Genomic DNA, 13631 nt, shown 5'->3' with positions numbered 1-13631 from the left:
GCCGTTGTTACCAAGGTGTCTTCGATAGAACGGAACTATAGAAAGACATACGACCTGCAATCTCGCCCGTAACCATAATAAGAGTAGAGGCAAAGAGTATTTTGTTGTATCGACTCTCATTACGGGTTATCAGCATCATTAGGATAACGCCCCCGATAATGCTCGCGACAACGCGATACCAGATAAGCTCACCATTGGTCTCCAGACCTGCAATCTGGCTCCACATCGCCACGATTATCAATACCAGAGCAATTGCCGCTGCATAAACATTGCATACCATGGTAGGAACAGACTGATTAGATAGCCGTATATAGGTGGTGAGTGAAGCCATTCCCAGTAACAGCGCAGTACCAATAAATGACAGATGGGTGAGTACGGTGTTCCATTCTGGCTGATGCTCTACACTGAAGTAGATTTGCCCGGACATCACGACTCCAGACAAACCTAACACAGAGGCCAGAATACCGAGTGGTTGCTGAAGGCTTCTTTTTGATTCAACAAAATGAGTCATCACCCATAGCGCCACAACACCATTGATGGTACCAAATGCCACCACTTCAAAACTCAGCCATGAACTGCCCAGCCCCCGCAATGCATAGTAGGCTTCGAAAGGACTTCCCAGGTGCGCCAGTGAACAGAGAGAGCCGGTCAAAATAATGCCCCAAATACCCAACACAGCCGGCTTTATTGCCGTTAGCTGACTAGCATGCAGTGAGAAAAACATTCTGTAGAAGGTTAATGCCGCAATGCAACCTATTCCCCACTGTGAAAGTACGGTGAAGAAAACCAGTGAAAATTGAAATTGTTCCATCATTTCCTCCTATACGCTTTTGGTCATAAGTATGATATTTGGATTGGTAATGGTGTGGTCCGGCATACCAAAACGCTTTTCAAGTTCTACCCAGTTGGTGTCACCATACTGTGCCCTTAGCTCATCAATAGGGCCAAACTTAATAACACCGGCAGGACAAGACTCCACACAACGAGGCTGCAAGCCAACATCAAGGCGGGTTGCACACATATCACATTTGCTGGTTTTCCCTTTTGCCGCATCGTATTTGGGAGCATCGTACGGGCAGGCCATGATACACATCTGGCAGCCGACACATTTTTCATGATCCTGAACCACGATACCGTCAGCACGCTTGCTGTAGGTGTTGGCCGGACACACTTCCATACATTTAGGGTCGTCACAGTGATTACATGACATGGTAATGTCGACCAGTGAGTTAGGGTTCTGCGTTTTAAACTCACGTACATTTCGCCATGAAACACCATAAGGGGTCGCATTCTCTGTCTTACATGCCATCGAGCAGGTTTTACAGCCATAACATGCGTCTAAATCTACTAAAAATCCGTATTGCTTAGTCATTTACTTATACCTCCTTCATCGGGCGCACATTGACCAAAGTACTATTACAACACTGGCCATGACCAATAGGCTCCGGCATGTCATTAGTGACGCTACTTGAAGAGCCGCCGTGCCTCTCCATCCAGCCATTTTCAAGACTGATAACGCCCTTCATGATATGGGTTGTCACCTCAGCCCGTGCAGGATGTTCACCGCGATCGTTGTAGGTAATCACCATCTGTCCATCTTCGATGCCGCGGACTTTTGCATCGTCCGGATGGATCATCATCCATGGTTCATTACGCATCAGCTCATCTACGTACTCATTGATGCTGTGGCTGGTATGAACACTACGCTGAAGTTTGCGCTGCACGGCCATTAGCGGATATTTCTTAGCCAGCTCTGGCGAACCGGTCGGAGATTCCTTAATCGGCATATGGTGAGCAATGGGGTTAAACCCTTTTCGCTTCGCTTTATGCAGATAGAAGTTCGCTTTGCCTGTAGAGGTATAGTATTTGCCGCCATCAAACGGAACCCATGGGAACTGTGCTGGTTTCACCGGCCCTTTCTTCAGTTGCTCGATGGTAATGCCTGTGCCTCTTAGTTTGTTTTCTATGTAGTGTTCGATGGGCTGGTTAAAGGCTTCACCAAAGCCGAAACGCTCCGCAAGGCGGGCGAAAATCCAGTAATCCGGTTTCGCTTCACCTGGTGGTTCTACCGCTTTTTCCATCAGCTGAACGTAGTGGCTTCTTGGCCCGGCCATTAAACTCACGTCTTCAAAAATGGTGGTTACCGGCAGCACCAGATCCGCCCATTTCGCTGAGTCCGTCATCAGGTTATCGGCGACCACCACAAAGCGGCAGTTCTTAAAGCCCTCTTTCACCTTATTGGTGTTTGGAAGCTGGGTTAGCGGGGAGAAGGTCATGCTATAGAAGAAGTCGATTTTATGTGGATCTTCTTCCAGCAGCGCACGGCCGATTTCAGCCATTGGAACCTTGGCGATTTTCTGTTTCGGCGTTGGCGGTGGCGGCATTAACGGGCCAAACTTCTGCATCTGTCCTACACCACCGGCATCCAGAATACCGGCGCCTTTTTTACCGATGTTGCCGGTAATTAGCGGAATGTAATGCTGGGTCGCAACGGCATAAGCCCCGTTCTCTACACGCTGGGCACCAGACATATTGAAGATAATCATTGCAGGGTGAATCGTGCCGAAATCACGGGCCAGACGGTGTACAGTGCCTGCCGGTACTGAAGTCTCTTTTTCCGTGGCTTCCAGTGTCCATGGGTCACACTCTGCCCTTACCATTTGCAGAACCGTTGTATACGGAGAGTTTGATGGCAACTGAGAATCCCACAATGCAGGCTCAATATTTGCTGTGTCATGACGAACATAAGACTGGCTCTTCAGGTCATAAACCAAATGGCTGTCTTTATCTTCACTGTTTTCGAAAACCAGCTCTTTTGACTGATCCGCCAGCCATGCTGCACCGGTATGGGCTTTTAGGTATTTCTCGTCTGTCAGACCTTCATCAAAGATGACCTTCATCATGCCCATTGCTAATGCAGTATCGGTTCCCGGAATGATCGGAACCCATTCATCGGCTTTCGCTGCTGTCTCATTAAAACGGGGATCAATAACCACGATACGGGCACCGCGTTCTTTCGCCTTGTTAAACTCTTTCCAGTAAGCGTGAAGGGTTACAGCCGGGTTATTACCCCAACATAAAAGGTATTTACTGTCTGCAATTGTGTCTCGTGTATCGGTAAAGCGATAACCGGTAATATCAGGCACCGTACCGTATGCCGCGCCACAGCAGATGGAACCGGAACGACGGGTACAACCGCCAAGGTAATCAAAGAAAGCACGACCCATACCGTTTTTAATGGAGTCCATATTGCCGGTAAAACCGACAAACATCAGGCCTTTGTTGCCTTGTTCTTTTAAGGTCTGACGAATATTTGATTCAACCAGATCAAGTGCTTCGTCCCAGCTGATTTTCTTAAATTCACCTTTACCTTTTTCACCCACACGCAACAGAGGATGGGTTAAACGCTCTTTATGGTGTACCCATTTAGCACGGCTAAGACCACGGAAACAGCCTTTCACATTAAAGCCTTCCCGCGCCTCAACTTTGATCACTTTTCCTTTATAGCTGTAGGCGGTTAAGTTGCAGTGCAAACACTCCATGGCACAGCTGGAGCTAGCTTTAGTAAAATCTGAATACTTAAAGTTATATTTGTAAGGCGGATTATTAAACTGCATTGCTGCCAGTTCAGGTGCAAAAGGAATCAGGCTTAATATACTGATCCCTTTTAACACACTTCGCCGTTTTACTTCTCTTTCTAGAATTTCTTCCATTGCTTCATCACCTTTTATACTACTTATTAAATACGTTTAATGAACATATCGACGAACAGAAAAACAATTCACAACAAGCTTTCAATAAATACAGAAACCCCTTCACATAAATATCTTTACGCGAACAAATTCCTTTTATTTAAACTTAATAACCTAAGTGCTGATTTTATTTTTATGTCACCTATGATGAGCAGATCATCAAAGGTAAACCACACTAAACAACCTTATCCATACACCAACACTTTCATATAAATCCCCATCAAAGATGGAGTCTTAACGCATAATCTGTGTTCGGTTCTGTGCTCTCGTTGCTATATCCACATTTCCAATATGGAAACATGATACACATATAGTGAACGATCTGCCATATTGAAAATATAATCAAAGCCAGAAAATGAACACAAATCATTAACAACAAAGAAACAAAACAAAAGCAACGCGCTGATTAAATTCATTTTTTAATTTTCATTACATTTAACATATTCCATGGCTAATTGTTTGAATTGTGGATTAGCTCACGATGATAAAAGTGGCAATGCAGGCAAAAACTCGGTTTTGAGGCATTTATTGTGAAGCAGTTCCATTGAAGAAATCAGACTTAACAGCTTGTAATCAATAATAATTATCAATTGCATCACATGTTCTGATTAACGTAATAACAGATAAAGAGATAGGTTTGACAGGAAACAGGAAACGCGCACTCTTACCCCGTTACTTTTAATATAAATAAGGGGAGAAATAGTCGATATGGAGGAAGTGAGCTGTTGAACAATTTTAAATATAGTTATAAAAAAAGCGTTAGCTCTTTATTAATAAAAAACTAACGCTTTAGAATGCTTTTTAAACTCGCGATATTAGCCGATTTCTTATATCTGAGAGGAGTAACCTAACTGAGCAGAAAGAGAAGTACCAAGCTTTTTTAATAACGCTTTATCTTTATCAGGGATTTTATCTGATTTATCAAAACCTAACACCACCAGACTGGCAACAATATTACCTAAACTGTCAAAAACCGGCGCTGCCGCCGCTTTTGAGCCCGGAATGGTGGCGTTTATTGTTACCCGCTCGGCATAGCCTTGTGCCCTGACCTCATTTAACTCCTCACGGAAGCTCTCTGCTGAACCACCGTACTCAACAAACTCGTCTTCCATTAGGTGGCTATAAGCCGATTCCGGAAGATAGCTAGCAAAGCACCTACCAGCGGCACTCTGGGTGACCGGAGCATAAAACCCGACTCTAAACTGCATCGCCATCGGTATGGGGCTTTCAAGGCAACGAATAAACAACGGGCCTTTTGAAGACCAGACGGCTAATGCCACGGCTTCCTGTGTTTCAAAACGCAAGGTGTGCAAAATAGGTTCACAAAGTTTGACCAGATCTGTCTGGCCGACAATTTTTGAACTCAGCTCCAACAGACGTGAACCATTCAGGTAGTTGCCGTTAGAATCCTGAACGACCACCCCTGTCCGCAACAAACTCGCCAGATACTTGTGCAGCCTGCTTTTTGCTATATCCATTTTTTTCGCCGCTTCCCCCAAGGAGATTGGCTCATGGGTATTGGCAAAAAATTCTATAATATCAAAAGCCTGCTCAACTGATTGTATGCCTTGATTTTGTTTTTCCATCGCTTTCTGTTTCGCTAAGTGAGGTACATGTCTTTCAAACAATGTAGAAGTGAAGTCTGTCGGTTATATGTGGCGTACTTTACTATATTCGGGGGGTAAGTTCACCAACTGCCTATTGGTGAATTTCATTGAACTTAAGAAGAGTCATTCGGTTATACGTTTTGGACACTCACTCCCCATTTTTACCATTCACTCCTCATACCGACCGTTTATCGCATTTAAAAGAAAGCTCGCCTGCATCTGAATATGCTTACAACATACTATCAGATGAAAGGAACCCACTATGTTCTGTAAATCAACCATGTTCTGCAAACCGACAAACCTAATGCTTGCTCTTTTTCTGCTTATGACACCTGCGGCTTTCGCGGCGCAAAACCCAGATGATCAAACTATCGCCCTTTATTATCAGGCCGCTCAGGGTGATGACGACGAAACAGAAAAAGCTTATCAAGCTCTTACCACTCACGTTGAAGAGAAAGGCTCGACACCGCTATCAATGATTTTCATTGGTGCAACACAAACCTTGCAAGGCCGTGATGCCTTTTTACCTTGGAACAAAATGAAGTATGTCGAACAAGGTATTGCTTCGATTGATAAAGGGCTAGCTTTGATAGATGCCGATCCTGATAACGAAAACAACCGAGAAACAGTAATGGGATTACCCGGACAAGTGTTGGCGCAAGCCAATGCGGCGACGGTGTTTACCGAACTGCCAGATATGTTTAATCAATTTGATAAAGGTTACGAGATCTACCTCGATTTATTCGCTGACAACCAGTTGCAACTCTTACCGTTCGAAGCCACAAGCTGGATTTACCGCTACGCCATTCAAGCTGCGCTGAAAACTGGAGAGCGTCAGCAAGCTGAGCTTTGGTTTAATGAAATGGAACAGCTTGGCTCAAATCATGCGGATACCTTGGCAGTGCGTAAGCTTCTATCTGATAACGGATAACCAGATAACGGAATAACAATACTATGATCAGTTTTAACTCAATTCAGAAACAATACCAGTTGGGTCAACAGCATGTGCAAGCGCTTGATGGGGTGTCCGGTCAGATCAATGCAGGAGAACTAGTTGCCTTATGCGGCCCGTCTGGTTCGGGCAAAAGCACTCTGCTAAATATTTTTGGCCTACTGGATATGAATTACCAAGGAGAAGTGCTGCTCGGCGACACGCCTTACCCGACCGATTCACTTAAAGCCGCCAGCCTGAGACGTTGCAAATTCGGTTTTGTTTTTCAACGATTTAATCTGGTACCGGTAATGTCAGCGGTAGAAAACGTCGCCTATCCGCTGCTTTTGAACGGTTATAGCCGTGAGCAACAACACGGTATGGCAACGGAAATGCTGGAGCGAGTTGGTCTTGGTGATTTTATTCATCACAGGCCAGATAACCTCTCTGGTGGTCAGCAGCAGCGTGTCGCCATTGCCCGTGCTTTGGTCCATAAGCCGGAGCTAGTCATTGCCGACGAACCAACCGCGGCCTTAGATAGTCAGACCGCACGTCGCATTATTGACATCATGCATGAGCTGGGTCAGCAGATGAACACCACCTTTATTGTTGCCACTCATGATCCACGTATGGCAGAACGTTGCGACCGCACCATACAACTGGTGGATGGTACTATTTCAAATCATTCCGACAGGGAGGCCGCATGATACTTATTACTGGAAAATTGCAGCCTGATTCACTTCGCTTAGCGTGGCTTAATCTGCAACGCAATAAGCGCAGAAGTAGCATGTCCATCATTATTATCATCATTGCGGTGTTCGCTCTGACGAGTGCTGGCGGCTTTGGGCTCTACACTTATGACTCTCTCAAAGAGATGGCTGCTCGTGATTCTGGTCATTTGACCCTTAGCATTCCGGGTTACTTTGAGAAAGAAGAAGAGATGCCGCTAAGCAACGGCCTGTCTGATACTGCTCTACTTACTCGTCAGCTGTTAAACGATGACAAAGTGCGTGCTGTGCAACCGCGAATCTATTTTACCGGCTTGGTTTCTAATGGTAGTAAATCAACCATCTTTGTTGGCAATGGCGTGAATGAACGCGAATTTGAATTGAAAGGGCCGTTTCTCTCTATGGAGAGTGGCCGCAGCCTAATTTCGATGCAGAGCCGCCGCTATGATCCAGCTGAACCACAGGTCATGCTGGGACGAGATCTAGCGCGTAACCTAAGCGTTTCTATCGGTGATTGGGTTACCCTGCTCGCCACCACAAGCGAAGGCGCACTAAACGCTTACGACTTTAAGGTTCAGGGCATTTACTCCACTGGTGTTCCGGAGCTGGATAAACGTCAACTCTATATTCATATTGGCATGGCTCAGGAGCTATTGGTTTCGGATAAAGTCAGCACCCTTTCGCTGTTTCTGTTTGATACCGACCAGACCGCGGAGATGCAGGAAAAAGTGGCGCTCAGCTTGAACAATTTAGCGCTAAATCAACCCGTTCTTAATCAACCTGTTCTTAGTCAAACAGTGCTTAGTCAACCAATAGAGATCACCCCTTGGCAGGAACGGGCTTTTTTCTACGAAAAAGTAAAAAATCTGTATGACCGCATCTTCGGCATTATGGGTGCAGTAATGGCACTGGTGGTGTTTGTGGCTCTCTTTAATACCATGACCATGTCAGTAACTGAGCGTACCCGTGAAATCGGTACTCTCTCAGCATTAGGCGCTTATCCTCGCGAAATCATTGCTGATTTTCTACGAGAATCTGCCCTTATTGCAATAATCGGTACGGTTATCGGTATCACCCTAACTGCCGTGGCCAGCACATTACTGAACCTAGCTGATATTCAAATGCCACCCCCTCCGGGCAGCAGCGAAGGTTACCCGCTCTATGTTTACTTCTCTGGAGAACTGTCACTTTATGCTCTTTTGGGAGTACTGGTTATCTGCCTAAGCAGCGCATTCTTCTCCGCTCAACGTGGGGTACGTAAACCGATCACGGAGGCACTCATTCATGTTTAATTATCTAAAACTATTAGCAACTTACCTTCTTATTCTGCCAGCGTCAGCTCATGCTCAAACGCAAGACGTCGCGGCTATGTTGCAAGATGCTGACAACTACCGCTTACAACAAGATGCAGCTTTGGTGGCCTCTCAGGTCTCACTGTATAAGGACGGAGAATTAGACAGTACCCGTGAGTACCATGTCTATTTGCGGGAAAATCGCGAGTCACTGGTGGTGTTTAAATCAAAAGCAGAAGCCGGACAGAAAATGCTGATGCTGGGTGACAATTACTGGATGCTAATGCCAAAAAGCCGCCGCCCTATCCGCATTACACCAATGCAGAAATTGCTGGGAGAAGCCTCGGTTGGGGATATCTCTACCCTCACCTGGAGCGACGACTACCAAGGAAAATGGCTACGGACCGCATCAGTGAGCAACGGAAAACATCACTACCAAACCAACATGCTGGAGTTGAGCTCTGCCACCAAAGGGGCCAGCTACCACCGTATCGAACTGTGGCTAGAACAAGGCAGTAACTTTCCTGTAAAGGCCAATCTCTACCTCCGTTCTGGCAAACTGGCTAAAGAAGCTTGGTACATCAAAGGTGAACGAGATAACAAGACAGCCGTTGTTTCCATGATGCTGATTGATAAGATCCAGCCCGCTAAACAGACCGAGATCAAGTACCTCGCTGTCGAACCAGTGCGCTTAGAGGATAAGTTCTACAACCCTGCCTATTTGTCACGCAATAAAAACGGGGATCTTTAAGCATGAAAAGAGTCGCGTGGCTGGGTACGCTCCTTGTCTCCCTAAGCTTTCAAATCAATAGCAGTCTGGCAAGCGATGCAGAATATCGCTGGGATTGGACACTTAGCAGCCAATCAATGCAGCCTCGCGACAGTCTGTACACAGCACCAGCGGACTCAGCTCAACAGGTCAATGCCTTGCTGGATCTTGAAATAAATAAGGAGAGCTGGACAGGACTATTTGCCGTAAAAGCTGACAACCTCTACAGCAGTGAGTCCACCAGCCGCGACAGCACTTTTATTATTAGTGAACTGTTTTATCAGGGTGAGTTTCAAATTGGCTCTGAAAACATGGAATATCAGCTTGGTAAAGTCCGACAGGATTGGGGGGTAGGCTATGGTTACCGGCCACTGGATATTCTTAAACCTTTTCGGCGCAACCCTGTTGGTATTCAAGTTGAAGAAGGCACTGGGCTTCTATCTCTTTCTCGTTTTGATATGAACGGAGAGTGGACTCTGTTTTACAGCGACTCAAGCTGGAACAGTCAAGATGGAAATGAGATTGAACAGCAAAGCGAACAACAAGGCTTTGGAGTTCGACGTTACTTGTTAAGCGGTAACAGTGAGTATCAGGCTCTGGCTTATTACGATGATGTTCGCCATGGCCTGCTGGGAGCGAGCTTTATCACGGTACCTGACATCGCTTGGGAACTGCACGGTTCCCTGACTTGGCAGCAGCGCCATTTGGCGTATCAATTACCAAATGAAAACACCAAACCTGTTAGCTTGGATCAACGCGGGAATGCTTGGCAAGCACTGGCTGGCTTCACTTGGACGAGCAACGCCGGCCATCAACTGATTAGCGAATACTGGTATGACAGTCGTTCTTGGCATCGTAGTGACTGGCAACTGGCACACCAACGCACGGAAAACCTAGCTCAGCAACCTGCATTTGATTCACTACGCTACTCTTACGCCAACGGGTTCAATCACATCAACTTAATGGCACACAATCTGATGTTGCACTGGAGTCTGGACACCACGGCATGGTCTACGCTAAACAGTGCGCCAGACTGGATTAGTGATGTCACACCAACCATGGATCTACTCTACTCACCGCAGGACTCTGGGGTTATTGGTACATGGTGGCTTAACTATGAGCTGCACAACTCTGGAAATTCCAGTATCGAACTGGGACTTGCCGCACGTTTTTTCACCGGGGAAAGCGACTCTGTGTATGCCAATCTACCAAACAAGCATATGATTTTATTTGATGTAAAAGGAAGATTTTAATGGATACGGCTCAAATGAGTTCTAGCGGAAATACTTGGAAGCGTAGCATAGTAACCACAACTCTGATCTGCCTAGCAATTGCGGTTGTAACTTGGACTATCTGGTCTGGCTCTTACCTGTTAAATGTGGCTATTAGCTTAAGTTTTGGTTACAGCTCAATACTAAGTTCACTTTTGCTACATAGATGGTTTCCTAGCATACCAAGTCGTATCAATAGCCTATTCTCATTGGTAATAGCCATATGTATTGGTACCGTGAGTGCTCACCTGTTACTCTCTGCCAGTTACACCGACTACCAAGCTAAAACCAGCCTTATCTCTGTGTTTATTCTCGGCCTATTATTTACCGTTGGCTGCTTTACCTATTTTTATGCTCACGAACAGAAATTACTTGCGGAAGCGGAACTGGAAAAATCAAAACGCAAGGAATCGGAGGCGGAGAAAGCGTTATTGCTGGCCAAGCTTGGTCAGTTACAGAGCCAAATTGAACCCCATTTTTTGTTTAACACGTTAGCCAATATCAGCGCACTTATCGAGGCAGATTCTAGCAAAGCGCAGCAGATGCTAAGCCAATTGACTGACCTACTGCGCGCCACATTGAAAGCTGGCCGTGAGAGCATGACCAGCATAGAGCAAGAAACGGCCATGATAAGCGCCTATCTTGGCATTCAGCAGATCCGTCTGGGTGAACGCCTTAACTATACGATAAACTGTGATCATTCCATTAAGTCAATGTCTGTCCCCCCACTGCTTATTCAACCTTTGGTGGAAAACGCCATTGTCCATGGTATCGAGCCTAAAGCTCAGCCCGGCACGCTTAATTTGTCACTAAGGTGTGATGACAAGATGATGATCATTACTGTTTCCGATACTGGTGTCGGGCTAACGGCCACAAACACGTCCACCGGACACGGGATGGGGCTGGACAATATCCGCAGCCGACTAAACATGCTGTTCAACGGTGAAGCGAGCCTCAGCTTGAAAGAGCACGCGAATGGCGGAACAGAAGCGCAATTATTACTGCCGATTGCAGGGCTAAAACAGTTAAAGGAACAGAGAGATGAGCTTAACGCCAACAGCAGTAATAGCTGATGATGAACCACTGCTACGCCACCACCTGAATAAATTACTCGCAGAGGTGTGGCCGGAGCTAGAGATTGTCGCGTCCGTTTCCGACGGTAAAAGCGCCCTTGAGGTGATAGAAAGCCACCAGCCCGATGTGGCGTTTCTTGATATTCGTATGCCAGAGTTAGATGGTATGCAAGTGGCAAGCAAACTCAACAGACTGGATAATATGCCGTATATCGTTTTTATCACTGCCTATGATGAGTATGCCGTGAAAGCCTTCGAGCAGAATGCCGCCGACTATTTGCTTAAGCCTCTCTCTGAAGATCGGTTGCTAAAAACGTGTCAAAAACTGCAACAGAAACTTACAGAGCAAGAAAAAACCGGTAATGGCGACATCAACCAGTTGCTCACTCAATTACAACAGTTTCAGCCACAACATGCACCGGAATACCTTAGCTGGATAAAGGCATGCCGAGGAGAAGATGTGCATCTTATCTCGGTCTCAGAGGTACTCTATTTTAAATCGGAAGATAAGTATGTGTCGGTGTTTCGCAGCAGCGCAGGCAAACTAGAAGAGTTTATCATCCGCCTGTCGCTAAAAGAGCTGCGTAAGCAGTTGAACCCCGATAAATTCTGGCAAATTCACCGCTCTACTGTCATCAATGTCTCAGCAGTAGATAAAGTCAACAAAGGGTTAACCGGCCAAATGCACGTCTGGATTGGTAACGAAAAACTACCAGTAAGCCGCAGCGCCCAGAGCTTATTTAAAGCGCTGTAGAGTGAGATGTTACTAGTTTCTTATAGATGAGAGGGTTGCTCTAAAACGAAGCATTTAAATCTTGAGGTCGAGATCAATATTGTGTGACACAGCTGAAAGATGTTGAATCAAATCAAAGACCAATACGTCATTGCACCACAGCCATTCTTTTTATACTCTACTCCGGCACTGGCAAAATCCAGTGTCGGGTTTAGGACCCCGAATTACTATCTACACGCAGCAGAGTTCCACTCTGATTACTGCGTAGCTTTGTTATACCTGATTTTAATAAATGCACAAAAACTAAGCGTTTATAAAAAATAATGGTGAGCTGGACGGGGCAGCATTTATGCTGGCCGTATGTAGATGGCGGTAGTCCTAACCCTGTTCAGTTCACCACCCGATTGTTTAGGACCTTTCTGTGGTGAACATAATTAGTCATCTACGGAGGCCATTATGCCTAACTCAAATCCCCAAACTTCCGATATTGCCAACATGCCATTACTGGCGCGTGAGTATTTAATCTCCCTTCATGCCACCTCAACCGATGCCGACCAAAACGAACTCAACGCAGTGATGGTTTATTTAAATGAGCTGATTACTCTTGATGAACAACAGAGTGGCGAGGTGTTGGAGTAGTATTATTTTTTGCTCTTTAGCCAAAGATAAATAACAAAAAGCACTGATAAATCAGTGCTTTTCAACTTAGCCAGTTTTTGTAAAAACATGTTAGCCAATAAATAGCGATGCAGGCACGCCAAAACGCGTGGACAGTGCTTTTATATGTTTTATCGTCAAAGAGCGTTTGCCACTTAAAATCATCAATACCGTAGACTTTGCACCAATCTCCTCTTTAAAGTCACTTAACGTTAATTGATGCTGATCGATGATCACTCTTAACATCGCAATACCCGGCTCAAGTTTATCAATCGCTTGGTTAAACTCGCGAAACTGCTCCGCTTCTTCTTCATACTTTTCTATCACCGGAAACATCAAGTCAATTACAGGTTGATGTGCATCGTAGTCTTCGATAAGAACTTCCATTGTGGCAATCAACTCTTGGTATTGCTCAGGTGAAGAGATGCCACTCACCCAAGGCATGACTTGGTTTAGTTGGTTAGCGGCTTTGTCTAATGCTGCGATATCTAACATAAGTTCACCTCTTTAATGTCTTCTCTCGGTATTGCTTGGTAATTCGGTCATATTCAGTATGGCTGTTCACAACATGTAAACACTATGCTCAAATCAATATTGGTTCACAATATGTGAACCTCAAGAAATATCTATATTATGGATCGATCACTAATAACGCATTAGCCAAAACTGATTCAAACGATTCTTGAGGAGATGGTGAAAATTCACTGAGCATAACCATTGGTGTTGGTTAAATATCAGGCACAAAAAAAGACGTCCTAGGACGTCTTTTTTCAAGAATGTGGCGGTGAGTGAGGGAGTCGACAAAACACTATATTCCA

Annotated in this window: 12 protein-coding genes and 2 pseudogenes; 9 read left to right on the top strand and 5 right to left on the bottom strand. The window is 45.4% G+C overall.

Annotation, left to right across the window (positions count from 1 at the left end; translation table 11 throughout):
* Window positions 1-7: 7 nt before the first annotated feature.
* The 4 genes from CHJ_RS05500 to CHJ_RS05485 form a co-directional block, all read right to left on the bottom strand.
* Window positions 8-814, bottom strand: a complete 807-nt coding sequence (locus tag CHJ_RS05500; RefSeq protein WP_317917084.1) for a dimethyl sulfoxide reductase anchor subunit family protein — start codon at window positions 812-814, stop codon at window positions 8-10.
* A gap of 6 nt (window positions 815-820) precedes the next feature.
* Window positions 821-1372 (bottom strand): 4Fe-4S dicluster domain-containing protein, encoded by a 552-nt coding sequence (locus CHJ_RS05495; RefSeq protein WP_171752974.1) that lies wholly within the window; start codon window positions 1370-1372, stop codon window positions 821-823.
* Between the two features lie 4 nt (window positions 1373-1376).
* Window positions 1377-3713 carry a molybdopterin-dependent oxidoreductase gene (locus tag CHJ_RS05490; protein WP_317917083.1) on the bottom strand — a complete coding sequence of 779 codons (2337 nt, stop codon included), beginning with the start codon at window positions 3711-3713 and terminating at the stop codon, window positions 1377-1379.
* An 866-nt stretch (window positions 3714-4579) separates the two neighbouring features.
* Entirely contained in the window at window positions 4580-5338 is a 759-nt protein-coding gene (locus CHJ_RS05485) for an IclR family transcriptional regulator (RefSeq protein WP_317917082.1), read from the bottom strand.
* A gap of 283 nt (window positions 5339-5621) precedes the next feature.
* On the opposite strand from CHJ_RS05485, the gene CHJ_RS05480 reads away from it, so the two are divergent.
* The 9 genes and pseudogenes from CHJ_RS05480 (at window position 5622) to CHJ_RS05445 (ending at window position 12795) form a co-directional block, all read left to right on the top strand.
* Complete coding sequence (locus tag CHJ_RS05480; protein ID WP_317917081.1) at window positions 5622-6290, top strand: hypothetical protein; 669 nt, start codon at window positions 5622-5624, stop codon at window positions 6288-6290.
* Window positions 6291-6313: 23 nt separating this feature from the next.
* Window positions 6314-6997: an ABC transporter ATP-binding protein gene (locus CHJ_RS05475; RefSeq protein ID WP_317917080.1), complete on the top strand. Its 684-nt coding sequence runs from the start codon at window positions 6314-6316 to the stop codon at window positions 6995-6997.
* Window positions 6994-7723 (top strand): annotated as a pseudogene (locus CHJ_RS24105) (ABC transporter permease); the annotation flags it as partial. The gene CHJ_RS05475 and the pseudogene CHJ_RS24105, both read left to right, overlap by 4 nt.
* A gap of 104 nt (window positions 7724-7827) precedes the next feature.
* Window positions 7828-8310: pseudogene (locus CHJ_RS24100) on the top strand (ABC transporter permease); the annotation flags it as partial.
* Complete coding sequence (locus CHJ_RS05465; RefSeq protein ID WP_317917078.1) at window positions 8303-9061, top strand: outer membrane lipoprotein-sorting protein; 759 nt, start codon at window positions 8303-8305, stop codon at window positions 9059-9061. The pseudogene CHJ_RS24100 and the gene CHJ_RS05465, both read left to right, overlap by 8 nt.
* A 2-nt stretch (window positions 9062-9063) precedes the next feature.
* Window positions 9064-10332, top strand: coding sequence for a hypothetical protein (locus CHJ_RS05460; protein ID WP_317917077.1), 1269 nt, complete (start codon window positions 9064-9066; stop codon window positions 10330-10332).
* Window positions 10332-11423, top strand: a complete 1092-nt coding sequence (locus CHJ_RS05455) for a sensor histidine kinase (RefSeq protein ID WP_317917076.1) — start codon at window positions 10332-10334, stop codon at window positions 11421-11423. Before CHJ_RS05460 ends, CHJ_RS05455 begins: the two co-directional genes overlap by 1 nt.
* Entirely contained in the window at window positions 11392-12177 is a 786-nt protein-coding gene (locus CHJ_RS05450; protein ID WP_317917075.1) for a LytR/AlgR family response regulator transcription factor, read from the top strand. The genes CHJ_RS05455 and CHJ_RS05450 overlap by 32 nt, the downstream gene beginning before the upstream one ends.
* Before the next feature lie 435 nt (window positions 12178-12612).
* The gene (locus tag CHJ_RS05445) at window positions 12613-12795 is read left to right on the top strand and encodes a hypothetical protein (protein ID WP_171752982.1); all 183 of its coding nucleotides are present in this window, start codon (window positions 12613-12615) and stop codon (window positions 12793-12795) included.
* Between the two features lie 90 nt (window positions 12796-12885).
* Here the strand turns inward: CHJ_RS05445 and CHJ_RS05440 are convergent, their stop codons facing one another.
* Window positions 12886-13308, bottom strand: a complete 423-nt coding sequence (locus tag CHJ_RS05440; protein ID WP_317917074.1) for a type II toxin-antitoxin system HigA family antitoxin — start codon at window positions 13306-13308, stop codon at window positions 12886-12888.
* Between the last annotated feature and the right edge of the window lie 323 nt (window positions 13309-13631).

Origin of the sequence: Vibrio sp. MACH09 (assembly GCF_033238805.1) — a bacterium.
Classification (GTDB): domain Bacteria; phylum Pseudomonadota; class Gammaproteobacteria; order Enterobacterales; family Vibrionaceae; genus Vibrio.
The sequence above is the reverse complement of the archived record's forward strand: the minus strand, read 5'-3'. Positions and strand labels throughout refer to the sequence as shown.